We start from the raw sequence: 22,284 nt of genomic DNA on the forward strand, positions 1-22,284 counted from the left end.
GGGTCAGGACAGACGGGTGCGGACGGCGGCGGACAGCCGGTCGACGGCCACGATCATGACGACGACCACGAGGATGTGGGTGAGCATCTCGTCGAACTTGAACAGCCGGATGGACTGGTTGATCAGGAACCCGATGCCGCCGGCGCCCACCAGGCCGAGCACGAGCGACGACCGTACGTTGACGTCGAAGCGGTACAGCAGCAGCCCCGCGAGCTGGGGTGTCACGGTCGGCAGCAGCGCGTGCGCGGCGATCTGGATCCGGCCGGCTCCCGCCGATCGCAGGACGCGCGACGGCCCGGGGTCGGCGTCCTCCAGCGCCTCGGCCCAGAGCTTGCCCATCACGCCCACGTTGTGGCAGACGAGGGCGAGCACGCCGGGGAACGGGCCGAGACCGACGGCCGTGACGAAGATCAGCGCGAACACCACGTCGGGCACGGCCCGCAGGAACGAGAGCACCGACCGCGCTCCCTGGTAGACCCCGGTGGACGGCGAGGTGCCGCGCGCCGCGAGCAGGGCCAGGACCAGCGAGAACGGTATGGACAGCGTCGTACCGAGCAGGCCGATCCAGAGCGTGACGAGCGCGCCCGACAGGCTGGGTTCGAGGACCTCCCACGAGAGGTCCGGCGGGAAGGCCTCACCGAGGAAGTCGGCCATGCCGCGCCACCCCTCGACCAGCGCGGCGAAGGACACGTCCGTGGCGTTCCACGCGATCACGTGCACGGCCACCACCACGGCGGCGACGACCGTGACCTTCACGTCCCTGCGGGGACGGCGGGGTCGGGGCGGCACCGGCAGACGGCGTACGTCGCGGTCGGCCGGGCCGTCGTCGACCGGGGCGGCCAGGTCGGCTGAGGTGTCGGGGTCGACGAGGGTCATGACGCGGCCTCCACGACCGTCGGCTGGTACAGGACGTCGACGCTCTGCCGGGGATCCCCGTCGAGGACCACCCGGCCCTCGCGCAGACCCACGACCCGGTCGGCGTGCCGGGCGGCGAGCGAGGGCTGGTGCAACACCGCGAGGACGGCCAGCCGTTCCACCCGGGCGAGTTCGGCGAGCAGCGCGAGGACCTGCTCGGACGCGGCGGGATCCAGCGCGGAGACCGGCTCGTCGGCGAGCAGGACCCGGGGCCGCTGGCACATGGCCCGGGCGACGGCGACGCGCTGCTGCTGGCCTCCGGAGAGGCTGCCGGCCCGGTCGTGGGCACGGTCGGCCAGGCCGACGCGGTCCAGGCAGGCCATGGCCTCCTCGCGCAACTCGCGGGGGAACAGCGCGGGGACGAGCGACCGGCGCAGCGACAGCCGGCCGAGGGCGCCGGCGCACACGTTGTCGAGGACGGTGCGACGGCGGACGAGGTGGATGTGCTGGAAGATCATGGCGATGTCGAGCGGGCCCGCGGGCTTGCCGTCCACGGTCACGTGGCCGGACTCCATCGGTTCGAGACCGGCGGCGGCGCGCAGCAGCGTCGACTTGCCGCAGCCGTTGGCGCCGAGCACGGTCAGGAGCTCCCCGCGGGCGACGCGGACGTCCACACCGTGCAGGACGCGGCGTTCGCCGTACCGCACGGTGATGCCGGACAGGGCGAGCATCAGACGTCCTTCTCGGAGAGCTTCAGCGTCTCGGCGAGATCGAAGAGCGGCTGGTACGTGGACTTGTCGACGGCGACCAGAGGGCCCGGCGGGTCGACGTCGAGCAGCGCGCCGATCTTGGCGACCTTGTCGGAGGGGAGCTTCAGCAGCGCCTCGCGTACGGCCTTCTTGAACTCGGGGGAGTGGTCGCCTCGGACGGTGATCGGGTCGTTCGGAATGGGGTCCGAGGTCCAGATCCGGCGGAACCCGCTCTGGTCGAACGTCCCCGCGGCGGTGGCGCTCGCCAGCTGCTGGGAGTTGATCTCGGCGGCCTCCACGGCGCCGTTCTTGAGGGCGAGCAGGGCCTCGGGGTGGCCGCCGGCGTAGTTGACCTTCACGTCGTCCGCCGCCAGGCCGGCGTCCAGGAGGGCCTTACGGGGCAGGGCGTCACCGGAGGTGGAACCGGGCGCGCCCAGGGCGAGGCTGTGGTCGCGCAGGTCCTTGATGGAGGTGAGCGGGGAGTCCTTGGGGACCCAGATGCCGGCGGTGTAGCTGGAGAGCTTGCCGTTCGCGTCGCCGAAGGAGGCGACCGCCTCGGCGTGCGCCCGCTTCTCCGCGAAGACGTAGCCGAGGGGGCCGAAGATGCCGATGTCGAGCTTGCGGTTCTGCATGGCGAGGACTTCGGCGGAGTAGTCCTCGGTGATGGTCAGCTCGACGGGGCAGTTCAGCTTCTCGCCCAGCGCGTCGGCGAGGATCTTCGCGGCGGGCGTGAGCCGCTCGGGGTCCTCGAAGGGCTCGACACCGAAGCGGACCTTGCCGCCGGGACAGGTGGCGGACTCCGCCCCGGCGGAGTCGTCGCTCCCGCAGGCGGTCAGGGTGAGCGCGGCGACGAGGGAGCCGACGACGGAGCCGACGAGGGCGAGACGACGGACGGACACGGTGTACTCCGGGATGATTGCGGGCTGGCGAGAAGAGAAGGGGGGCAGGGAGAGGGGAGGGGGGGAGGGGGAGAGGGGGAGGGGGAGGGCGGTGCTGCGGCGGAGATCTCGCCGGGCCGGCCAGGACGAAGGTCTCAGCGCGGGCCGACCCGGGTCAAGAGCCTGTATCTACAAGTCATCGGCTGTTCATCTGGGACGCGGCTGCCGTACGGGTCAGGTGCTGACATGCCCCAGGTCGGCGGCCGTGCGGCGCACCTCGAAGAGGCGGCGCCCGTCGCGATTGATCCACGTCGCGGTCAGGGTCGGCATGGCGCCGGTCGTGTCGGCCACCAGCTTCAGGAACACGTGCGGCTCGACCGCGCTGTGCACGAGGTACGGGCTGGGCACGTTCAGGCTCGGGATCGTGCTGCTGTGCAGGGGACTGACGATGAACTGCCACAGGTCGTAGCCCACGCGCGGGCCGTAGTTCAGGGCACGGGAGACGTGGATGTCCCCGCCGATGAGGAAGCAGCCGGGGATCCGCTCGGCGGCGATGAAGTCGAGCAGCGCTTCCTTCTCGTGGGCGTAGGTGCCCCAGTCGTCCGACTCCCCGTTCTGCTTGTCGTCCCAGATCATGCCGCTGGCCAGCGCCTTGAAGGGGGCCGTGCTCCGGAGGAGTCGCTCGCGCAGCCAGTCCCACTGCACCTGCCCGAGGCAGCCGGGCTTGGCCGGGTCGGCCCAGCTGGCCTCCGTACGGCTGAACCAGCGCGGGTCGAGCAGGAAGACCTCGATGGGGCCGCGGCGGAAGGAGGTGTAGACGCCGAGGCCGTCGGCGCGTGTGGTGAGGCCGGCGCCGTCGGCGTCGTGCCCGAACGTGGCGTTGGCGCGGTAGTCGACGAACGCGGTCCGGTTGTTGCCCTTGCCCGGGTGGTCGCCGTGCTTGTCATTACCACCGAAGTCGTGGTCGTCCCAGGTCGCCCAGACGGGCCGGGAGGCGACCAGCCGCGCCAGCTCCGGCTGCTGGAGGAACGTCCGGTGCTTGCGGCGGGCCACCGTCAGGTCCGAGGTGTCCAGGTAGGGTGTGTCGCCGAGCAGGACGAAGCTGTCGCAGCCCTCGTCCATGATCCTGGTCCACACGTGGTCCGGGGTCGACGGCGCACAGGAGCCCATCCCCATCGTGACGACGGCCGGCCGGCCCGGGGCGGGAGACGTCGCGAACGAGCCGGTCAGCGGGGTGAAGCCGGCCACCGGGGTGGCGGGTGCGATGACGATCTCGTACGTCGTGTCCGGGTTCAGACCGCGGAGGTCGAAGAGCAGGGTGTTGTCGTTGGCCGTCGACAGCGCCGCCTCGACGGAGTGCGGTACGCCCTTCTCCTTCTGGTACGTACAGGTCCAGCGGGCGTGCAGCGTGGGATCGAGGCCGGGGCGCGCCCAGACGCGGGCGGTCGTGAAGTCGACGTGTCCGACGAGCGGGCCGGTCGCCGGGTCGGGCGGCATGGGCGTCGGCGTGACGGGGGGCGCGCTGCCCTCCCGTACGAGGCCCACGTAGCCGGCGAGCGCCTCGAAGAACGCGACGCTGTCCGCCACGGCGAGCTCCGGCTGGACCGGTGCGCCGGTGGCGTCGAAGCACTTGTCGATCGTCAGGCTCGTGATCAGGAACCGCCCGGCGCCGTGGGCGCCTTCGAGCAGGGCGGGCGGGTGGCCGGTGGCGGCGCAGGCCATCAGGACGCGCAGGGACCGCCATGTGCCGACGGTCTCCCAGCTGACCCGCATCGAGGTGCTGCGACCGGTGAACAGCCGGCCGCCGCTGGTGCGAAGCCCCGCGACCAGGGGATGGTCGGCGACGACGGGGTGGATCGTGTCGTAGTCGGCATCGGTGCGCACCGCGCCCAGGGAGTCGGGGAGGTACGACACCTCCGCGCCGAACTGGTCGGACTGCGCCAGGTCCAGGACGACCCGGCCGCCCTCGGCGAAGCAGCGCAGCGAACCGCCGTGGGCGGAGAGGTAGGTGGCGTAGCGGGGGTCGTTGTTGGTGAAGCTGCCGAAGGCGATCAGGTCCACCGGCTCGGGCTGGTCGACGGCGGACCGGGTGAGGTCCAGCGGTACGACGGTGAAGCCGGCCCGCCGCAGCAACTCGGCCAGCCCCGTGGCCTTGGTCCACTGGTCGGCGTACTCGAGCACGGCGGCGCGCAGCGGGCCGGCCGCGGCGGACGGCGTCGCGGTACCGGTGGCGGTCGTGGTGGCGGCTGCGGTGGCGGTCGCGGTGGTCGGCGTGGCGGCGACGAGCGCGGCGGCGACACCGCCGGTCAGCAACAGCCGTCTGTCGAAGCCCTTTTCGGTCATGTCTCGTCCCCTCGGAGGCGCGGGTGGCGCGGGTGGGTGTGCGGACGGTTCCGTCCCGGGAGGAACGCTGGCAGAGGTGGTGGACCGGATTCAATAGCTTGTATTTACAAGTCATCTGAAGTTCACCGGTTCAGGGAACCCGCTGATCGGCAGGGGGGAACCAGTAAGGTCACGTGCATGGCGACACCCCTGCACCGGGCCATTGAGGCGACGCTGCGTCAACGCATCCGCAGCGGAGAGATCCGCATCGGCGAGCCGCTCCCCTCGGAGTCGCAGCTGTGCGAGGAGTTCTCCGCGTCGCGCGGCCCGGTGCGCCAGGCCCTGGCCTCGCTGCGGGAGGAGGGGCTGATCGGCGGCGGGCAGGGCAAGCGGACCGTGGTGCTCGACGCCGTCCCGGCCCAGCCCTTCGAGTCGTTCCTCTCCTTCACCCGGCGCGCCGAGATGACGGGGTACGCGCCGGGCCAGCGGCTCCAGGAGATCGCACGGCGGCGGCCCGAGCCGGAGGTCGCCGCCGCACTTCAGATCGACCCGGACGAGCTCGCCGTCCAGCTCCTGCGGCTGCGGCTGCTCGACGGACGTCCGGCGATGCTGGAACGCATGACCTACACGGCGCCCGTCGGACGCCTGCTCATCGACGCCGATCTCGACGCCGGATCGATCTACGCCCTGCTCACCGGGCAGGGCGTGGATCTGCACTCCGCCCGCCACACCTTCGACGCGGTCGCGGCCGACGCCGTCGACGCCCAGCTCCTCGACGTGCCGGAGGGTTCGCCCTTGCTGCGGGAGCGGCGGCTGACCACCGACTCCCAGGGCGTCCCGATCGAGTGGTCCGACGACCGCTACCGCCCCGACGTCGCCACCATCACGGTCACCAACACCCGCAGTTCACGCACCGCCATGCTGTGACGGACCTTTAGGGCCTGTCCGGCCGTGATCCGGCGGACAGGCCCTGGAGGGCGGGCGCGATCGCCTGCCGCGGCTCGGCCGCGTGGCGAGCGGCCTCCACGGCCGCGTCCAGCGCGTGCAGGGGGTAGGTCCCGCCGATCAGCTCGGCGAACGGGTACGTGCGGTGGTGTGCGGCGAGGAAGTCCACCGCGGTCTGGAGGTCCTCCGCCCGGTAGTTGTGGACACCGACCACGGAGTGCAGGCCGCGTACGACGCGCTCGGGGTCCAGGGCGACGGGCCTCCCCGGCGACACCGAACCCGCCAGGACGAGCCCGCCCCCCACCGCGAGGGCGGCCAGGCAGGTCTCCACGGCCTCGGCTTGTCCGGACAGCTCCAGGGCCACGTCGACGTCGCCGGGTGCGGCTCCGGTGTCCCGCGCCTCCGCGGCCCCGAAGCGCAGGGCCTGTTCCCGCCGGCGCGGCTCCGGGTCCATCGCGACCACGTGCGCCCCGGCCTCCCGCGCCATCGCCACCGCGCTCAGCCCGAGCATGCCCGCGCCGGTCACGAGTACGCGCCGCCCGTCGAGCGGTCCGGCGGCGCGGAGCGCGGCGGCGACGGTGGCCGTGGCGCACGAGGCGGGGCTGGCCACCGCGTCCGGCAGGGCGTCGGGGACGGAGACCACGGTCGTGCCGGGGAGCAGGACGCAATGGGTGGCGAATCCGCCGGTCAGCGGCGCGCTCTCGTCCCACGGCTCGTGCCCGTACTTGAGCAGCCGTCGGCACTTCTGGGGCATGCCGCGTCCGCACCGGTCGCACGTCCCGCACGACGCGGTCACGGACCACACCACCCGCATGCCGGGGGCGACAGGAGTCCCGTCGGCGCAGCGCGGACCACCTGCGCCGACGGCCATCACCGTGCCCACCTGCTCGTGCCCGAGGAGCGCGGGCACGGGGGAGGCCCGCCGTCCGCCGACGGTGTGCAGATCGCTGCCGCACACGGTCGCGAGATCGATCCGTACGAGGACTTCGCCGGCGCCGGGTGTGCGGGGTGTCCCGACGGAGACGACGGAGAACGGCCGGCCCACACCCTCCCAGCGTGCGCATCGGGCGTGGACGGTGTCAGGGGGGAGTGTCAGAGGTGTCACAGCGCTCAACATGGCACGAGACGGCCCGGCGGGGCAAGCACTTGTCTTGACAAGTTGCTCTCCCGTGCCGGAGTGGAGCCCTCGGCCTCTGCCCGGGCTCCACTGGATGGCCGGGCTTTCCTTGCTGGAGTGGAGTGGAGTGGAGTGGAGTGGAGTCGGCTGGGCGGTCGTGCTGGTCACGTCGCGGGGGTGTCCCTCCGCGGCCCCTCGATCGCGCGGCGCAGCAGGGTGAGGAACTCGTCCCGTTCGTGCGGGGAGAAGTGCGCCAGCATCTGGTCGCTCACCGCGATGGCCGCGGGCGCCAGGCCGGTGGCCAGTTCCCGGCCGGCCCGGGTGATGCTCACCAGCTTTCGCCGTCGGTCGGCGTCGTCCTTGGCCATGTCCACCAGCCCGCGCTTCCGCAGGCGGTCCAGGAGGGGCGCCATCGTCGACTTGTCGAGGTTGGCCAGGGCGCCGAGCATGCCCTGATCCATGGTGCCGCGGGCGTCCAGCAGGCTCAGGACGGTGAACTGCGGCCCCGTCAGATCCTGGTGCACCTGCTCGTACCAGAGGCGCGTGTGCACCTGGTTGAGCTGGCGGACCAAGGGGCCGAGACCGCCGATCGCGGTCAGCAGGTCGTGGGGGTCCTGGCTCTGTGCCGGCATGGTCCGCCGCCGCTCCGTCGAATTGATTAGGACGTACACGTACTATACCGTCCAGGAATTAGGACGCACACGCCATAACTGTGTGTGGTCCGGAAGAGAGAGGAGGTGGTGGCGTGAAGCTCGTCGTCGCGATGACCGGGGCCACCGGCACGCCCCTGGGAGTTCGCCTGCTGGAGTCCCTGAGGGAACTGGGGGTCGAGACACATCTGGTCGTCAGCCGCTGGGCGCGGGCCACGCTCGCGCAGGAGACCGACTACACGCTGCGTGACGTGCAGGCGCTCGCCTCGGTGTGTCACAGCCCGGACGATCAGGGGGCGTCGATCTCCAGCGGCTCGTTCCGGGTGGACGGCATGGTGGTCGTGCCGTGCAGCATGAAGACACTCGCCTCGATCCGTACCGGCTACGGCGAAGGGCTCATCGGCCGGGCCGCGGACGTGACGCTCAAGGAACGGCGCAAGCTCGTCCTGGTCGCCCGGGAGACGCCGCTGTCGGCCGTCCACCTGGAGAACATGCTCGAAGTGACGCGGATGGGCGCCGTCGTCATGCCGCCGGTCCCCGCGTTCTACAACCGGCCCTCGAAGATCGCCGATGTCGTCGAACACGTCGTCGCTCGCATCCTGGACCAATTCGACCTGGACATGCCCACCGCCCGGCGGTGGCAGGGCATGAAGGTGCCCGCGCACCGCACGGCGCCGCCGCGCCGTACTCCAGACCCCACCTGACTCCGGACCCCTCCGTACTCCGGACTCCGCCTGACTCCGGACCCCTCCGTACTCCGGACTCCGCCTGACTCCGGACCCCTCCGTACTCCGGACTCCGCCTGACTCCGGACCCCTCCGCACTCCATACCCACCGGACTCCGGACCCTCCGGAATCCGGACCCCTCCTGACTCCCCGGCAAGAAAGGTTCCGTCATGACACAACGCGGCAGCGCGCTCAACTTCCGTGACTTCGTGGAGGACGCACTCGCCTCGGGCGACGCGATCGAGATAGGCAAGCCGGTCAGCCCCACGCTGGAGGTCGGAGCCATCACCCGGCGCGTCTACGAGACGAGGAGCCCCGCCCCCCTGTTCGGCAATCTCACCGAGGGCGAGGCCGGCTGCCGGATCCTCGGAGCGCCCGCCGGCCTGACCGGCATCGGCAAGGGACAGTACGGCCGACTCGCCGCGCACTTCGGACTGGGACGCGAGACCGAGCCCCGTCAGCTGCTGGAACACCTCATCCGCGCGATGCACGCCGACCCCGTCCCCCCGCGGGTGGTGGAGACCGGGCCGTGCAAGGAGAACGTCCTGACCGGCGACGACGTCGACCTGGAGCGCTTCCCGGTGCCGTTGCTGCACCAGGAAGACGGCGGCCGGTACGTCGGGACCTACGGCTTCCACGTGGTGCGCTCACCCGACGGGCGGTGGACGAGCTGGTCGGTCAGCCGCACCATGCTCCACGGGCGCACCACCCTGGTCGGTCCGGCCATGGCGCAGCAGCACCTCGGCATGATCCATGCCATGTGGCGCGAGAAGGGCCTGCCCACCCCCTGGGCGATGGTGCTCGGGGCCCCGCCGGCGGCGCTGGCCGCGGCGGGTATGCCGCTTCCCGCCGAGGTGAACGAGGACGGCTACGTCGGAGCCCTCACGGGCAGTGCCGTCGAGGTCGTCCGCACCGAGCTGCACGACCTGTTCGTGCCGGCCAACGCGGAGATCGTGCTGGAGGGATACATCAGCCCCGACGAGACCGCCCCCGAGGGGCCGATGGGCGAGTACCACGGATACTCCTTCGCCGAGAGCAAGCAGCAGCCCGTCTTCCACGTCGAGGCGGTGACCCACCGTGACGACCCCATCCTGCCCGTCTGCGCGGCCGGCCTTCCCCCGGAGGAGAACCACACCGTCTGGGGCACCATGATCTCCGCCGTCAGCCTCGATCTGCTGCGTTCCCACGGCCTGCCCGTCGATCTGGCCTGGTGCTCGTACGAGGCCGCGACGTGCTGGATCGTCGTGTCCGTCGACATCGAGCGGCTGGCCCTGACGCACCTGAGCGAACGACAACTGGCCGACGCGGTGGCCGACGTCCTCTTCGGCTCGCACACCGGCTGGCTGGTGCCCAAGGTCCTCCTGGTGGCGAACGACATCGACATCACCGACATCGATCAGGTGGTGTGGGCCCTGGCCACCCGGTACCACCCCGGCACCGGCGAGTACGTCTACCCCGAGGCGCCGGGCATCCCCATGGTCCCGTACCTGACTCCCGAGGAGGTGCGTACCGGCCGCGGCGGGAAGTCCGTCACCAGCCTGTTGCTGCCGGAACAGTTCGCAGGCACCACCCGTGGCCGCACCGCGTCCTTCCGGCACTCGTTCCCCGACGATCTGCGAGAACGGGTCGTGGGGAACTGGGCCGCCTACGGCTTCCCTGCGAGCGAGCCGACAACGACCTGAGCCAGCCGTCCGGCGTCCGTCGTACGCCGTCGGGCGTCCGTCCTACGCCGTCCACCGCCCATCACTCATCACCCCTCACCCAGCGCCCACCGTCCCGCTGCTCATCCGATCTCGAAGCCGAAGCTCGCCCAGACCACCTTGCCGTCCTCCGAGTACCGGACACCCCAGCTCTCCGTGAGGCTCGCGCAGATGTAGAGGCCGCGGCCGCCCTCGTCGCTCTCCCGGGCGTGACGGAGGTGCGGAGCCGTCTGCGCGGCGTCCGACACCTCGCAGGTCAGCAGGCGCGGCTCCTTGATCAGACGGAGGGTGATCGGCGACGTACCGTAACGGACGGCGTTGGTGACGAGTTCGCTGACGACGAGCTCCACCGTGAACGGGTCGACGGGAGTGCCCCAGCGGTCCAGACAGCGGTCGACCGCATGGCGGGCGTCCGCCACGGCCGCCGGGTCCGCCGGGAGCTCCCAGGTGAACACCTGGTCCGCGGGGAGATGGCGCGTACGGGCCGTCAGAAGGACGTCCTGGGGGCTGAGCAGGCGCTCCAGGGCGTCCGCCATCGTGTCGGGGCGGTGCGAGGGATGCGACATGGCCTCCGCCAGGCTCGCGAGGGAGAACCCGGGGCCGTCCGTCCCCCGCGAGGAGAGACAGACCGTGCTGCCGGCTTCCAGCGTGTACGAGGCGCTGGGGAACGGCGGCTGCTCGGCGCCGAGCAGGGGGCCCACCGGTACGGGCGAGGGCTCCACCGACCCGTCGGGGCGGACGAAGGCGAGGAGACAGTCCCCGGCGCGCGCCACGTCGAGCCGCCCGCTCACCGGGTCGTACACCGCGATCGTGCAATCGGCCGAGGGTTCCTCGACATCGGAGAGTTCACCCTGTTCCCGCGCGAGCCGGCGCACGGTCAGATGGAGCCTGGCCAGCAGCTCGTGCGGTTCCACATCGAGACCGGTCAGGGTGTGCACGGTCGTGCGCAGCTGGCTCATCGTCGCCACGGCGCTGACTCCTGACTGCTCCACCCGGCCCGCCACCAGCGCGACGCGGGCGGAGGGGAGGGCGATCACGTCGCACCAGGTGCCGGCGCCGCTGGCCTCGGAACGCTGCCGCTGGGCGACCTCGACGGCGTTCTGCGTCCCCTCCGGCTGCCGGCGCGGCCAGCCCTGAAGGGTGGTCATGACGATGTGCTCGCGCGAGAACAGGAGGGCGTTGTCGAGGCACGTCGCCGTGCGCTCCGCGACACCGGCGGCCAGCGCGAGATCCTCGTCCTCGAAGGGATCGGAGTTCGGGAGCCGGTGCAGGGCGACCGCCCCCAGCAGGGCACCCCGCACGGTGAAGGGCGCCACCAGGACCTGGGACGCGGACGCCCCCGCCGGCGCGGGCAGCAGCGTCGGCCGCTCCGGCAGGGGCTCGCCGAAGAGTCCGGGCAGCAGGACGGCGCCGACCTCCGGCAGGTGCTCCGACCGGTCCGAACCGGCGGTGGCGGCGCAGCGCAGCACCGGGGGAACGGTCCGTACGGAGAGCGCCGGATCCTCACCGCGCAGCACGTCGTCGGTGAGGGCGACCACGGCCCAGTCCGCGAAGCCCGGCACGGTCACGTCGGCGAGGTCGCGGGCGGTGCGCAGCACGTCGAGACTCCGGCCGACGCGCTCGCGCACGGCGTGCAGCAGGCGCAGGCGTCGCTCGGTCCGGTCGTTCTCGGTGACGTCGATCGCCGTGGCCACGAGCCCGATGGGCCGGCCGCGAGGATCCGTCAGCCGGAAGACGGACGTCGAGAACACGTGGTCGCGGTCCGGATCCGACGGCGGCCTGCCCCGGAGGGGGACGTCGCGCCTCGGACGCCCCGTGGCGAGGACCTCGCGCAGCGCTTCCTCGTCCAGGTACGGCGCGAACCGCGCGTACGCCTCGGACACGGGCCGCCCGAGTACGTGCTCCTCGGGGACGCCGCGCATCCCGGCCGCCACCGTGTTCACCCGGACGACCCGCAGGTCGAGGTCCAGCACGTGCAGCCCTACGGCCGATTGGGTGAAGACGGCGTCCAGGACGGCCTCGTCCAGGCCCTCCCGGTCATCCGGCCAGACGCCCCACGCGGTGGGGCCCGGCCCGGGCACGGGGCCGATGCGCCAGGCCGTGCCGTGATCGGATGCCTCCAGCAGGGCGAGGGCGGACGTCCCCAGTATCTCGGCGCCCTGAAGACCGAGGACGTCCTTCGCCCGGTCGCTCCAGAACCGCAGCACCCCGTCCGAATCCATCACCAGAAGGGGAGCGTCGTGGTCGTCGGACGACTTGGGGGAGGACATGCCACCTCGCCTCTCCGGACGGTGTTCGTTCCCGGGATGCTCGCACGCCGACCGCCGCCCCGCATGTCGTCACCGGGCGGTACGACCGGTGACGACGGTACGGCCGGTGACGGCGTGGTGACGGCGTGGTGACGGCGATGTGGGTCGGCGGTTCATGCCGGTGTTCCCGTCAAGGCGTGCGCGAGGTGGTCGCCGAGGTGGGGCAGCCAGTCGGGTCGCGCGTTGCCGAGGAGGTGGTCGCCGTGCGGGACGGACAGGTAGCGGCCGTGCGGTGCCAGGCCCGCCAGTGGCTCCCCGTTCGTCACGCCGGGGATGACGTCCTGGCCTCCGTCCACGACCAGCAGCGGGGCCGCGATGCGGGGTGCCAGGGCGGCGAGGTCCACGTCATGGACGAACGCCTGGGCGGCGTCGGCGCTCCCCGCGCGTCGGGCCATGATCTCCCGTACCGGCGGGGGCAGTGCCTCCCAGTCGAGGCGGAAGGGGCCGCTGACGGTGGCGACGGCCGCCACGCGCGGCTCGAGCGCCGCGCTCCTGGCCGCGAAGTAGCCGCCCAGACTCAGACCGACGAGTCCGATCCGTGCGACGCCGAGAGCGTCGATGACCCGGCCCACGACCCGTTCGTAGTCCCGCACGAAGGTCGTGGTGGCCGCGAGCACGCCCTGCCCGGGGCCGTCCATCGCGAACACCGCGAGCCCCCTGGCAAGGAGCGTGTCCACCAGATCGAGGAACTCCTCCTTGGCCGAGTCCAGGCCGGGGACGACGACCACCGTCCCCGGCGCGTCGGAGGGGCCGCGCAGCCAGCCGGTGAAACCCTCGCCGCTCACCCGCCGCGCACCGGGCTCCAGCACCGCGAGCGCCCGGCCCAGGGCCCGGTCCGCCTCGGCGGCAGCGCGATGTGCCTCCGCGTACGGCGCCAGGGTGGCCAGGTGGAACCACCGGGCCGCCGTCAGCAGGTACTCACCCGCCGAGCGGGCCGATCCCGCCTCCTCCGCGCGCCGGAGGTGGCCGTGTCCGGTGCGCAGGAAGGACGGGCCCCAGTCGGCGACGGAGGCGAGGCCGTCGGTGACGCGCCGGTACTCGTGAGGGTCCACGCCCGCGCCGAGGGCGCGGGTCCACTGGGCGGCGGCGAAGTCGGCGGTGCTCATCGTGCTGCGCTCGCTCCTCGTGCCCCTCGTACCGCTCCTACTGCTCGTACTGCTCGTACTGCTCGTCCTCGTATCGCTCATCGTGCTCCTCCGGTCAGCAGGACGGCCTTGCCGCGAATCCGGCGCTCCCGGAGGTCGACCAGGGTGTCGGCGGTCTGCGCCCAGTCGGTGACGCGGTCGATCTCCGGGTGCAGCCGGCCCTCTTCCACGAGGCGTACCAGTGCCGAGAGATCGGAGCCGTACGGGGCGCCGGCGTAGTGGAAGTGCCGGATCGTGACGCGCTCGGGCCCGCCGAGGAGGTCGAAGAAGTCGAGGGTCACCGGGGTGCGGCTCGCCTGGCCGAACCACACCAGGGTGCCGCCCGGGCGTACCTTCGACAGGGCGAGGGGCAGAGCCGACCCACCCGTGGACTCCAGCACGACATCGAACGGTCCCTGGGCCGCCTCGACTTCGTGCACCACCTTCGCGCCCAGCTCCGCGAGCCGTTCGCCACGCGCCGGCGTGGCCGTCACGGCGGTCAGCTCGGCGCCCGCGCCGACGGCCAGCTCGGTGACGTAATGGCCGACGCCACCGGAGGCACCGGTCAGAAGCACCCGCAGGCCGGCCACGGAACCGGCCGTGCGCAGCAGCCGCAGGGCGGTGATCCCGGCCAGGGGGAGGGCCGCCGCCCGTACGCTGTCGATGCCGTCCGGGAGCACCGCGAGCGAATGCGTGGGCACGGCGGCGTACTCGGCCCAGCCGCCCTGCGCCGGATGCCCGACCACGCGGGCGCCGACGCCCGGGCCGGAGCCGTCGGCGGCCGCTTGGACGACGAGCCCCGCGAGGTCCTTGCCCGGGAGCAGTCCCGGCCGGGGGCGTTCGAGAAGGAACGTCTCGCCCCGGTTCGGCGCGAACGCCTCGACCTTGATCAGCGCCTCTCCGGGCTCCGGCACGGGCTGGGGGAACTCGGCGAACGCGACCGGCTGCGCCGCTTCTCCCGTGGGAATCAGTCTCTGCATGGAGGTGATGCAACCCGCGCGACCGCCCCGCGAGCCAACAACGAACAAGCAAAGCCGACAACTTTTGGATGTCACCCATGGTGGCACCGTGAACGCAGGGGGCGTTTCCTGTGTGACTACATTTATGTAGACTCCGATGGGCCTTGGGTGCCTTGCGCTCAGGAGTACGTGTGAGCGGAGGACCGTGTACGAACCGGGAGAGTCCGGAGCCACGCCGGAGCAGGGACTGCCGGAGGCCGATCGGGTGGTCGCCTGGCTGAAGGACGCCGGCGCCGTCGAGCACGCGCTGCAGACCTCGCTGGGCGGACTGCCCAGCGAACGTGATGTCACTCTGGCGCGGATGGGGGATGTCCTCCAGGCCACCGCCCAGGGGCTGGGCTCACCGGCCGCGGCGGTGTGGGCCGGCGTTCCCGAGCACGTGCTCCAGGGCTGGATCGACAAGGACCCCGCCTTCGCGTCCGCCCTCTACGCGGCCCGCGCCCTGGCATCCGCGCACGAGGTCGAGCCGGGCGGCGGACACCCCACACCGGCCATGGTCCGTACCGTGCTCGTCGCGGTCGGCAACGGCGCCACGACGCTCGACGCCATCAAGGCGGCGGACTTCCGCGAGCGCCGGTTCCGTACGCTGCTGAACTCCTCCTCCCTGCTCAGGGCCCTCCTGGAAGCGGCGCGTCGCGTACGGCCGTCGAAGACGCACGGCACCTACGTACCCGGCTCCTACCGGCCGCGCCAGCCCGGCAGGAAGTCCCCGGCTCCCTCGGGCTTCCGTCTGGTCCGGCGCGGCGCGCACGACGCCCCGGAAGGCGATGCCGGTCGGCGGTGACGTCAGGAGAGCGCCGCGACGAGGCGCACCTGCCCTGTCGGGGACGTGTGTCCGCTGTCGGGGTCGCTAGCGGGTCGCGAGCCGCTCCAGCAGGGCGGCGCTCCGCGCCAGCAACACCCGTTCCTCATCGGTGAGTTCGGCCTCGATGGCCTGCGCGAGCCAGCCCGCCCTGCGGCCGCGCTCCGCTTCGAGCGCGGCCCGGCCCGCGTCCGACAGCTCGACCAGCGACTTGCGGCCGTCCGTGGGGTGCGCCCGGCGCGTGATCAGGTTCTGCTCCATGAGGAGCCCCACCGACCGGGCCATGGACTGAGGGCGTACGCGCTGATCGGCGGCGAGGTCGCTGGTGGTCATGGCGCCGTTGCGGTCGAGTGCGCCGAGCACCGCGGCCTGGCCCAGCGGGATGCGGTCCTCGTGCTTGACGCGTCGGGTGAGCTTGCCCATCGCGGTGCGCAGTTCTGCGGCGATGGCGGCGGCTTCCGAGGTGGGCATAGGGCACTTTACCCCGTTGACCAGCACGGCTGTGCATCTGAGCTGTACAGCAATGCTGTACAGCAAAACTGAGCAGCATTGCTGTACTGTTTGGGCTTGTCGGGCTCAGCGCCACCGCTGTCGCAGACAGGGCCTCGGCATACGACAACGGGGAGGAACTCCCATGTCCACGCAGGCAGTTGAAACCGTCAACGCCGTCAACGCCGTCATCGAGAACGTCACCGCCCGCCGGATCATCGACAGCCGGGGCAACCCCACGGTCGAGGTCGACGTCGTCCTGGCGGACGGATCCCTGGGGCGCGCGGCCGTGCCCTCCGGCGCCTCCACCGGTGCCCGGGAGGCCGTCGAGCTGCGCGACGGAGACGCCACGCGCTGGCACGGCAAGGGCGTCGACCGCGCGGTGGCCCACGTCAACGGCGAGATCGCGGCGACCGTGTGCGGCCGGGACGCGGCGGACCAGGCGGGTCTCGACGCCGCGCTGGTCGCCCTCGACGGCACCGCCACGAAGTCCCGGCTCGGCGCCAACGCGATCCTCGGCGTCTCCCTCGCCACCGCCAAGGCCGCGGCGGCGGCCCACCGTCAGCCCCTCTACCGCTACCTCGGCGGCGCCGAAGCCCACCTCCTGCCGCTGCCGATGATGAACATCGTCAACGGCGGCGCGCACGCCGACAATCCGCTGGACTTCCAGGAGTTCATGATCGCGCCCGTGGGTGCGGACACCTTCGCCGAAGCCGTCCGCATGGGCAGCGAGGTCTTCCACACCCTGCGCCGTGATCTCCTGGCCGCCGGGCACTCCACGGGCGTCGGCGACGAGGGCGGCTTCGCGCCCGCGCTGCGTACCGCCGAGGAGGCGCTCGACTTCGTGATGGCCGCCGTCGAGCGCACCGGCTACCGCCCGGGCACGGACATCGGCCTGATCATGGATCCGGCGTCGTCGGAGTTCTTCCGTGACGGGGTGTACGACTACGCGGGCGAGGGGGTGCGCCGTACCCCCTCAGAGAACGCCGACTACCTGGCCAAGCTCATCGACGCGTACCCCATCGTCTCCATCGAGGACCCGATGGCGGAGAACGACCTGGACGGCTGGCGCGAGCTGACCGCCCGCGTCGGCGACCGCTGTCAGCTCACCGGCGACGACGTGTTCTGCACCAACGAGTCACTGCTGCGCGAGGGCATCCGTACCGGCGTCGGCAACTCGGTCCTGGTCAAGGTCAATCAGATCGGGACCCTGACCGAGGCGCTGGCCGCGGTGGCCACGGCCCACGAGGCGGGCTGGACGGCCGTCATGTCGCACCGCTCGGGCGAGACGGAGGACACCACCATCGCGGATCTGGCGGTGGCGACAGGCTGCGGCCAGATCAAGACCGGCTCGCTCTCCCGCTCCGACCGCACGGCGAAGTACAACCAGCTGATCCGGATCGAGGAGGAGCTGGGCACCTCGGCACGCTTCGCCGGCCGCTCCGCGCTGCGCCGGGCGTGAACGGCAGGCAGAGCTAGGGATCACGCGGGCCCCCGGTCACGATCGGGGGCCCGACCCGCTGCTTCGCGCAGGCGGGTGAGGAGGTCCATGACGCCGGTGGCAGTGGCAGTGGCAGTGGCAGTGGCAGTGGCGGTGTCGAGCCCGGCCGGGACGCGCAGCAGGGTCGTCATTCCGGACCCGGAAGGTCCGACGACGGCGCAGGCCGAGCCGGGCGGCGATGCCGGTGTCCACCGGCAGGCGGCACTCGGGGGGCAGGGCCAGGACCGTCTCGTCGTTCGGGTCCGCGGCGAGTTCGGCGACCGGGCGGCGGCCCCTTCGCCGGCCGCAGGCATCGCGGACGACGAAGGGGCCCCCGAATCGTCAGGCCGCGCCCGAGCCGAACAGCGTGTCCAGCGCACTTCACAGACTCGAACCGCCCTCGTCCGCGCCGATCAGCCGTCGCGCCGCGAACTCCACGTACTCGTGCAGCCCGTAGGCCAGGGCGAGCGCTCCGAGCGCCGCGGCGACCACCGTCCCCGCCAGGGCGGCGACGCCGGCACGCCGCGCACCGCCTCGCGGTGCCGCGGGCGCAGGCAGAAGCAGGGCCTCCACGCGCTGCGGTACGGGACCGCTCGTCGCCGACAGCAGCGGGTACCCGCCGACGCGACCGTGGGACGCCCCGGCCAGCGCAGCCCGGGCGATGGCGGCGGCCGCCACGCGCCGGCTGCCCGTGACCGCGGCCGCCTCCTCGTCCGCCCACCGCTCCAGATGGAACGCCAACGCCTCCCGCAGGCTCCGCAGCGCGGGGTGGACCACGGCGGTGAGGTCGACCGATGCCGACAGCAGATGATGACGCCCGGCAAGGTGCGCCCGCTCGTGGGCCAGCAGCACCTCGCGCTCGCCCGCTTTCAGTGACCGCACCATCCCGGCCGTCACGACGACCCGACCACGGCGCCCCCGGTACCCGGGAAGCGCGAAGGCGTCCACGTCACTCCCCGGGACCACCAGCAGATCGCCGTCGCCGGTGCCCTCGTCCACCGACAGCCAGGCGCGCCTGAGCAGCGAGCGGTGCTGGAGCCAACGCCGTACCAGCAGCACCAGTTGGACGAGCATCACCGCTCCGGCCGCAGCAGCGGCCGGCACCGCGGCCGGCCACTCCTCCCGCACGCGCGACAGGGACAGCTGCTCCAGCGAGGCGAGGAACGGCACGTGGAACAGGCCGATCAGCGCGGAGACCGTCCCCCCGGCCAGCAGGACAGCGGCGGCCGTCACCACCCAGCACGCCCACCGGGGCGGCAGCACCGCGGCAAGACGCCGTGCGACGGCCGCCCCGCCCCACGGGAACACGAGGGTCAGCACGACCAGGACCAGCACGTACGTCACTCAGAACTCAGAGCTGCCTTCGGCCTCAAGAAGGAGGCGCCGCAGTGTCCCCTCGTCGTCCTCGGACAAGGAGGACACGAAGCGCTTCAGGACCAGATCCCGCCGAGGGTCGCTCTCCAGCTCGCGACGCATCCGGCCGGCCACGAGCCCGGCGGCGTCCTCCACCGGCTCGTAGGCGAAGCCACGCCCCGCCGGGATCCTGCGGAGCGTGCCCTTCTCGTACAGCCGGGTCAGGATGGTGGCCATCGTCGTCCTGGCCAGCCCCTTGTCGAGCGCGGTGTTGACCTCCTGCGCACTCATCGGCTTGCCCGACTGCCACAGCACGGCGAGCACGTCCGCGACGAGCTCACCGTGAGGACGTCTCTCGTCCCCACCTCTGGCCGGCATGTTTCTCCGTTCTCCGGAACCCCTGGGATGTAAGGCATACCTAATTTACCGTGCCGGGATGCCGAAGCGAGGAGGTCCGAAACCGCGGGGATCAAGCCGGGATCAAGCGGGGATCAAGCCGGGATCGAGCCAGGATCAAGCGGGGATCAATCCGGGCCACGGGTCATGCGGACTTCTGCCGGCCGGGCAGGGCGTGTGCCAAGAGGAACTCGGTCGCCCCGGCGATGGCCTCGGCGTAGGTGTGGTGGACGGCCCCGGACTCCGCCTCCTGCTGGTCCGCACCGGTGGCGCTGTACCACCAGGCGTCGGCGTCCGGGTCGTGGTGGACCACCGCGGAACCGCCCGCGTAGTGGAGGGGGATGGACTCGCCCGCGGACTTCCTGACCACGGCGTGGGGCCACTTGAGGCGGGCGGACTGTCGCTTGATGCCGCCCCAGGCCGCACCCAGCTGGGCGTAGTTCGCCCCGCTGCGCCCGGCGACCGTGGCGGCGCTCTCCGCCAGCCGGTCGACGGACTGCTTGGCCTCGTACAACGCCCGCAGCAGCGCCAGCTGCACATCGGGCGAGGTCAGGAGTGCGGGGTCGAAGGGCTTGTCCGCGGCGCGATAGGCGAGCGCGCGTGTCGAGATCCGCTCGGCCAGCGCGCGGACCGCGTCGAGGACCTTGTCGTCCATCGCGAACGTGTCGTCCTTGGTGGGCTCGCTCCAGGCGGGCTCCAGCAGGGTCATCACGACGGTCCAGAAGTTCTCGTCGCTCTTGTCGGGAGTCGGGATCCCTGTCACGTCATCCATGCGACAAGGGTACCTGTCAGAGGCTCCTTGCGACAGGCAATACTGTCGCAAGGGGTTCGCTCGGTGTCCTCGACCGGCTAACGCGCTACGCGGTACCGGAGGTAGACGAACTTCGAGTTGAAGGTTCGGGTTTCGACGAGTTCGAGATCCACGTGGCGCTCGTCCTTGGGGAAGAACGGCGTGCCGCCGCCCACCAGCACCGGGTGGACGATGATCTGGTACTCGTCGATCAGCCCCGCCGCGGCCGCCTCGGCGGCGAGAGTCGCACCGCCGATCGCGATGTCGCCTTCTCCGGGCTCGGCCCGCAGCCGCGCGATCTCCTCCGCCACGCTGCCGGTGGCCAGGCGGGCATGGCCCTGCACGGCGGACAGCGTGGTGGAGAACACCACCTTGGGGAGCGGATTCCAGAGCGCGATCCACTCGCGCTGGGGCTCGTCGAGCGTGGGGTCCTGGTCGGCGGTCTCCCAGTACAGCATCGTCTCGTACAGCCGCCGCCCCAACAGGTGCACGCCGACGTGCCGGATCTCGTCGATCCAGAAGCGGAACACCTCCTCGTCGGGGGCGGTCCAGTCGAAGGAGCCGTCCGGCCCGACGATGTAGCCGTCCAGGGAGACGCCCATCGAATAGGTCACGTTGCGCATCAGAAGTCCTCCTCGGTGACGGGTCGACAGTACGACCGCCGGGCCGTCAGGACTCTCAGCGGCTCGCGGGACCCATGGGTGCGACATGACAAGCGGCAGATCCAAACGGCAGATCCAAACGGCAGATCCAAACGGCGGTTCAGAGCGGAGCGGACTCCGAGAAGCCGGACGCCGCGTCCGTGGTGTCGAGCAGGACGCACTGATCGAACTTCATGCAGCCGCACTCGGCTGAAGCCCGTACGTGGGCTTGGTCCGCGAGCTCGCCGATGGGCAGATACCGCATGCCCGTCCCTTCCCCGTTCCTTGGTCCGGCCTTGACTTCAAGCGTGCTTGAAGGACGACGGTGACCTGCATGTTCTCAGCAACGCCGGGTCTCCTGCCGCCCGGCCCCTACCGCTCCCTGTTCGCCGACCGCACCTTTCGGCGGTCGATGCCGGTCTTCGCGTTGTCCGACCTGGGCGACGGCATGAACGTCGTCGCGGTCGTGTGGCTCGCGTTCGCGCTGGGGCCCGACGGCGGTCAAGGCGCGCTCGCCGGCATCGCTGTCGCCTCCTACGTCCTGCCCGGTGCGCTGGGAGCGCTGGTCCTGGGCAGGTGGATGCGCCGGCTTCCCGCGCGACGGCTCCTCGTCACCGACTCCGCGCTACGGGCCGTAATGCTGGGGGCGGTCCCGCTCGCACACATGGCGGGGCTGCTCACCCCGGCCGTGTACGTCGGACTCCTGGGCGCCTCCTCGCTGCTCCATGCCTGGGGCAAGGCCGATCGGCTTCGCTTTCGCCGGACTCGTCTACGGCCCCTACTCCGCGCTCTCTTTCACCCTGATCCAGGACCGCGCACCCGCCGACTCGCTGACCACGGTTCTGGCCGCGCGCAGCGCCGTCCTCCTGACGGCCTCTCCACTCGGAGCCGCGCTGGGAGGCCTCCTCCTCGACCGAACCAGTGCCCACGCCGTCCTCGTCGGCTGCGGGGCGCTGATGATCCTCACCGTGCCGATCAGCATCGTGGTGCTGAAGCTCCACGGAGCCCGTCGACGACGGTGCGCAGGCGGCAGAGGCAGCCGATTCATGCGGCGGGCTGCTCATTGACGGCGGCTGCGTTGGTGGTGCTCTTTCGACGTCTTTGGAGAGCGTGGGGGTGGGGGTCAGAGGCTGCGGGCGATGATGTCGCCGTGCGCCGTGGTGGCGTGGATGGTGAGAACGGCGGCGGAACCCTCGGTGTTCTGCAGGGTGTTGGTGATGCGGCCGTAGGTGGTGCCGGCGTCGAGCGTGGCGGAGACGCCGGTCGCGGCGCCGACCTCCAGGTCGCCGGACTCGGTGCGCAGGACGATCGTGCCGCCCTGGGCCTCGCCGATCCGGATCCCGCCCTGCTGGGTACGGAGCTCGGCAGCGCCGCCGAGGCGGCCGATGGTGATGTCGCCGGCCTGGAGGGTGAGGTGCGCGGCGGCGGTCTCGTCGAGGTTGACGGTGCCCTGGGCGCTGTCGAAGGTGACGTCGCCGAGGCGTCCGACGCTGTGGAGTTCGGCGGCGGCGGTCTTCGTCTCGACGCGGGAGCCGGCGGGGAGGTGGACGGTGACCTCGACCTTTCCGGAGGTGCCGAGGATCTTGTTCTTGGCCTCGGCGGCCTCGATCCGCAGGACGCCGTCGGCGTAGGCGACCAGGACCCGCTCGGCGGCCTTCGTGTCGTTGCTGTTGGAGGCGTTGGCGGGGAGGACCTCGACGGTGGTGTCGGCCCGGTCGGCGGCGATGAGCCGGATGAGGCCGGCGGGGATGTCGAGGGTGGTGACGATGGCGGCGGGGGTCTGGAACTTCTGCATGGCGTTCTCCTTGTTTGCGGCTTTCGGACTCGCTGTCCGCGTCGTTTCCGACAAGGGAAAAGCTACGTTGCGTTCAAAGATCGAGCAACACACATGCCGCACCCAAACCTCATAATCCCAGTTCAAGGTCAAGATTTCATTGCA

General features: G+C 71.7%; 22 protein-coding genes. 6 read left to right on the forward strand and 16 right to left on the reverse strand.

The window, feature by feature from the left end; translation table 11 throughout:
* Positions 1–3: 3 nt before the first annotated feature.
* From phnE to ACZ6K0_RS22100, 4 genes are all read right to left on the reverse strand, one after another.
* A complete protein-coding gene (gene phnE, locus ACZ6K0_RS22085) occupies positions 4–876 on the reverse strand; it encodes a phosphonate ABC transporter, permease protein PhnE (RefSeq protein WP_469229778.1) in 873 nt (290 codons plus the stop codon).
* Complete coding sequence (locus tag ACZ6K0_RS22090; RefSeq protein ID WP_376403765.1) at positions 873–1,586, reverse strand: phosphonate ABC transporter ATP-binding protein; 714 nt, start codon at positions 1,584–1,586, stop codon at positions 873–875. The genes phnE and ACZ6K0_RS22090 overlap by 4 nt, the downstream gene beginning before the upstream one ends.
* Positions 1,586–2,503: a phosphate/phosphite/phosphonate ABC transporter substrate-binding protein gene (locus ACZ6K0_RS22095; RefSeq protein ID WP_376403763.1), complete on the reverse strand. Its 918-nt coding sequence runs from the start codon at positions 2,501–2,503 to the stop codon at positions 1,586–1,588. The genes ACZ6K0_RS22090 and ACZ6K0_RS22095 overlap by 1 nt, the downstream gene beginning before the upstream one ends.
* A gap of 213 nt (positions 2,504–2,716) precedes the next feature.
* On the reverse strand, positions 2,717–4,825 hold the full coding sequence (locus ACZ6K0_RS22100) for an alkaline phosphatase D family protein (RefSeq protein WP_469229780.1): 2,109 nt from the start codon (positions 4,823–4,825) through the stop codon (positions 2,717–2,719).
* A gap of 177 nt (positions 4,826–5,002) precedes the next feature.
* Between ACZ6K0_RS22100 and ACZ6K0_RS22105 the strand changes: the two genes are divergently transcribed.
* Entirely contained in the window at positions 5,003–5,731 is a 729-nt protein-coding gene (locus ACZ6K0_RS22105) for a GntR family transcriptional regulator (RefSeq protein ID WP_376403759.1), read from the forward strand.
* A 7-nt stretch (positions 5,732–5,738) separates the two neighbouring features.
* Here ACZ6K0_RS22105 and ACZ6K0_RS22110 read toward each other — a convergent pair whose 3' ends face one another.
* Both ACZ6K0_RS22110 and ACZ6K0_RS22115 read right to left on the reverse strand, forming a co-directional pair.
* Positions 5,739–6,794 carry a zinc-binding dehydrogenase gene (locus ACZ6K0_RS22110; RefSeq protein WP_469229782.1) on the reverse strand — a complete coding sequence of 352 codons (1,056 nt, stop codon included), beginning with the start codon at positions 6,792–6,794 and terminating at the stop codon, positions 5,739–5,741.
* A 236-nt stretch (positions 6,795–7,030) separates the two neighbouring features.
* Positions 7,031–7,498, reverse strand: coding sequence for a MarR family winged helix-turn-helix transcriptional regulator (locus tag ACZ6K0_RS22115; RefSeq protein ID WP_376403755.1), 468 nt, complete (start codon positions 7,496–7,498; stop codon positions 7,031–7,033).
* Between the two features lie 113 nt (positions 7,499–7,611).
* Between ACZ6K0_RS22115 and ACZ6K0_RS22120 the strand changes: the two genes are divergently transcribed.
* Together ACZ6K0_RS22120 and ACZ6K0_RS22125 are read left to right on the forward strand one after the other, a co-directional pair.
* The gene (locus ACZ6K0_RS22120) at positions 7,612–8,220 is read left to right on the forward strand and encodes a non-oxidative hydroxyarylic acid decarboxylases subunit B (protein WP_376403753.1); all 609 of its coding nucleotides are present in this window, start codon (positions 7,612–7,614) and stop codon (positions 8,218–8,220) included.
* Positions 8,221–8,412: 192 nt separating this feature from the next.
* Complete coding sequence (locus ACZ6K0_RS22125; RefSeq protein WP_469229784.1) at positions 8,413–9,924, forward strand: UbiD family decarboxylase; 1,512 nt, start codon at positions 8,413–8,415, stop codon at positions 9,922–9,924.
* A gap of 101 nt (positions 9,925–10,025) precedes the next feature.
* On the opposite strand, the gene ACZ6K0_RS22130 is transcribed toward ACZ6K0_RS22125, so the two are convergent.
* The 3 genes from ACZ6K0_RS22130 to ACZ6K0_RS22140 all read right to left on the reverse strand — a co-directional run bounded on the left by ACZ6K0_RS22130 (position 10,026) and on the right by ACZ6K0_RS22140 (position 14,355).
* Positions 10,026–12,212 carry a SpoIIE family protein phosphatase gene (locus ACZ6K0_RS22130; protein ID WP_469229786.1) on the reverse strand — a complete coding sequence of 729 codons (2,187 nt, stop codon included), beginning with the start codon at positions 12,210–12,212 and terminating at the stop codon, positions 10,026–10,028.
* Between the two features lie 152 nt (positions 12,213–12,364).
* A complete protein-coding gene (locus tag ACZ6K0_RS22135) occupies positions 12,365–13,357 on the reverse strand; it encodes an alpha/beta hydrolase family protein (protein ID WP_469229788.1) in 993 nt (330 codons plus the stop codon).
* Positions 13,358–13,434: 77 nt separating this feature from the next.
* Positions 13,435–14,355, reverse strand: a complete 921-nt coding sequence (locus ACZ6K0_RS22140) for a zinc-binding dehydrogenase (protein ID WP_376403745.1) — start codon at positions 14,353–14,355, stop codon at positions 13,435–13,437.
* Positions 14,356–14,539: 184 nt separating this feature from the next.
* Here ACZ6K0_RS22140 and ACZ6K0_RS22145 point away from each other — a divergent pair, with 184 nt between their 5' ends.
* The gene (locus tag ACZ6K0_RS22145) at positions 14,540–15,178 is read left to right on the forward strand and encodes a hypothetical protein (protein WP_469229790.1); all 639 of its coding nucleotides are present in this window, start codon (positions 14,540–14,542) and stop codon (positions 15,176–15,178) included.
* Between the two features lie 66 nt (positions 15,179–15,244).
* On the opposite strand, the gene ACZ6K0_RS22150 is transcribed toward ACZ6K0_RS22145, so the two are convergent.
* Positions 15,245–15,667 (reverse strand): MarR family winged helix-turn-helix transcriptional regulator, encoded by a 423-nt coding sequence (locus ACZ6K0_RS22150; protein ID WP_376403740.1) that lies wholly within the window; start codon positions 15,665–15,667, stop codon positions 15,245–15,247.
* Between the two features lie 163 nt (positions 15,668–15,830).
* Here ACZ6K0_RS22150 and eno point away from each other — a divergent pair, with 163 nt between their 5' ends.
* Complete coding sequence (gene eno / locus ACZ6K0_RS22155; RefSeq protein WP_469229791.1) at positions 15,831–17,147, forward strand: phosphopyruvate hydratase; 1,317 nt, start codon at positions 15,831–15,833, stop codon at positions 17,145–17,147.
* A 399-nt stretch (positions 17,148–17,546) separates the two neighbouring features.
* On the opposite strand, the gene ACZ6K0_RS22160 is transcribed toward eno, so the two are convergent.
* From ACZ6K0_RS22160 to ACZ6K0_RS22180, 5 genes are all read right to left on the reverse strand, one after another.
* Positions 17,547–18,509, reverse strand: coding sequence for a M56 family metallopeptidase (locus tag ACZ6K0_RS22160; protein WP_469229792.1), 963 nt, complete (start codon positions 18,507–18,509; stop codon positions 17,547–17,549).
* A complete protein-coding gene (locus ACZ6K0_RS22165; protein WP_469229793.1) occupies positions 18,510–18,896 on the reverse strand; it encodes a BlaI/MecI/CopY family transcriptional regulator in 387 nt (128 codons plus the stop codon).
* Between the two features lie 163 nt (positions 18,897–19,059).
* Positions 19,060–19,686: a hypothetical protein gene (locus ACZ6K0_RS22170; protein WP_469229795.1), complete on the reverse strand. Its 627-nt coding sequence runs from the start codon at positions 19,684–19,686 to the stop codon at positions 19,060–19,062.
* 77 nt (positions 19,687–19,763) lie between these two features.
* A complete protein-coding gene (locus tag ACZ6K0_RS22175; protein ID WP_469229797.1) occupies positions 19,764–20,327 on the reverse strand; it encodes a dihydrofolate reductase family protein in 564 nt (187 codons plus the stop codon).
* Between the two features lie 139 nt (positions 20,328–20,466).
* Positions 20,467–20,610, reverse strand: a complete 144-nt coding sequence (locus ACZ6K0_RS22180; protein ID WP_469229798.1) for a hypothetical protein — start codon at positions 20,608–20,610, stop codon at positions 20,467–20,469.
* A 460-nt stretch (positions 20,611–21,070) separates the two neighbouring features.
* Here ACZ6K0_RS22180 and ACZ6K0_RS22185 point away from each other — a divergent pair, with 460 nt between their 5' ends.
* Entirely contained in the window at positions 21,071–21,412 is a 342-nt protein-coding gene (locus tag ACZ6K0_RS22185; RefSeq protein WP_469229799.1) for a hypothetical protein, read from the forward strand.
* Positions 21,413–21,468: 56 nt separating this feature from the next.
* Here ACZ6K0_RS22185 and ACZ6K0_RS22190 read toward each other — a convergent pair whose 3' ends face one another.
* Complete coding sequence (locus ACZ6K0_RS22190) at positions 21,469–22,140, reverse strand: DUF4097 family beta strand repeat-containing protein (RefSeq protein WP_469229801.1); 672 nt, start codon at positions 22,138–22,140, stop codon at positions 21,469–21,471.
* Positions 22,141–22,284 lie beyond the last annotated feature (144 nt).

Source organism: Streptomyces sp. NPDC042346, from assembly GCF_055581845.1.

Excerpts from the sequence above, each read along its gene's own strand:
- phnE (WP_469229778.1), bottom strand. The coding sequence starts at position 876 with ATGACCCTCGTCGACCCCGACACCTCAGCCGACCTGGCCGCCCCGGTC.
- ACZ6K0_RS22090 (WP_376403765.1), bottom strand. The coding sequence starts at position 1,586 with ATGCTCGCCCTGTCCGGCATCACCGTGCGGTACGGCGAACGCCGCGTC.
- ACZ6K0_RS22100 (WP_469229780.1), bottom strand. The coding sequence starts at position 4,825 with ATGACCGAAAAGGGCTTCGACAGACGGCTGTTGCTGACCGGCGGTGTC.
- ACZ6K0_RS22105 (WP_376403759.1), top strand. The coding sequence starts at position 5,003 with ATGGCGACACCCCTGCACCGGGCCATTGAGGCGACGCTGCGTCAACGC.
- ACZ6K0_RS22115 (WP_376403755.1), bottom strand. The coding sequence starts at position 7,498 with ATGCCGGCACAGAGCCAGGACCCCCACGACCTGCTGACCGCGATCGGC.
- ACZ6K0_RS22125 (WP_469229784.1), top strand. The coding sequence starts at position 8,413 with ATGACACAACGCGGCAGCGCGCTCAACTTCCGTGACTTCGTGGAGGAC.
- ACZ6K0_RS22130 (WP_469229786.1), bottom strand. The coding sequence starts at position 12,212 with ATGTCCTCCCCCAAGTCGTCCGACGACCACGACGCTCCCCTTCTGGTG.
- ACZ6K0_RS22135 (WP_469229788.1), bottom strand. The coding sequence starts at position 13,357 with ATGAGCACCGCCGACTTCGCCGCCGCCCAGTGGACCCGCGCCCTCGGC.
- ACZ6K0_RS22140 (WP_376403745.1), bottom strand. The coding sequence starts at position 14,355 with ATGCAGAGACTGATTCCCACGGGAGAAGCGGCGCAGCCGGTCGCGTTC.
- ACZ6K0_RS22150 (WP_376403740.1), bottom strand. The coding sequence starts at position 15,667 with ATGCCCACCTCGGAAGCCGCCGCCATCGCCGCAGAACTGCGCACCGCG.
- eno (WP_469229791.1), top strand. The coding sequence starts at position 15,831 with ATGTCCACGCAGGCAGTTGAAACCGTCAACGCCGTCAACGCCGTCATC.
- ACZ6K0_RS22165 (WP_469229793.1), bottom strand. The coding sequence starts at position 18,896 with ATGCCGGCCAGAGGTGGGGACGAGAGACGTCCTCACGGTGAGCTCGTC.
- ACZ6K0_RS22170 (WP_469229795.1), bottom strand. The coding sequence starts at position 19,686 with ATGGATGACGTGACAGGGATCCCGACTCCCGACAAGAGCGACGAGAAC.
- ACZ6K0_RS22175 (WP_469229797.1), bottom strand. The coding sequence starts at position 20,327 with ATGCGCAACGTGACCTATTCGATGGGCGTCTCCCTGGACGGCTACATC.
- ACZ6K0_RS22180 (WP_469229798.1), bottom strand. The coding sequence starts at position 20,610 with ATGCGGTATCTGCCCATCGGCGAGCTCGCGGACCAAGCCCACGTACGG.
- ACZ6K0_RS22185 (WP_469229799.1), top strand. The coding sequence starts at position 21,071 with ATGCCTGGGGCAAGGCCGATCGGCTTCGCTTTCGCCGGACTCGTCTAC.
- ACZ6K0_RS22190 (WP_469229801.1), bottom strand. The coding sequence starts at position 22,140 with ATGCAGAAGTTCCAGACCCCCGCCGCCATCGTCACCACCCTCGACATC.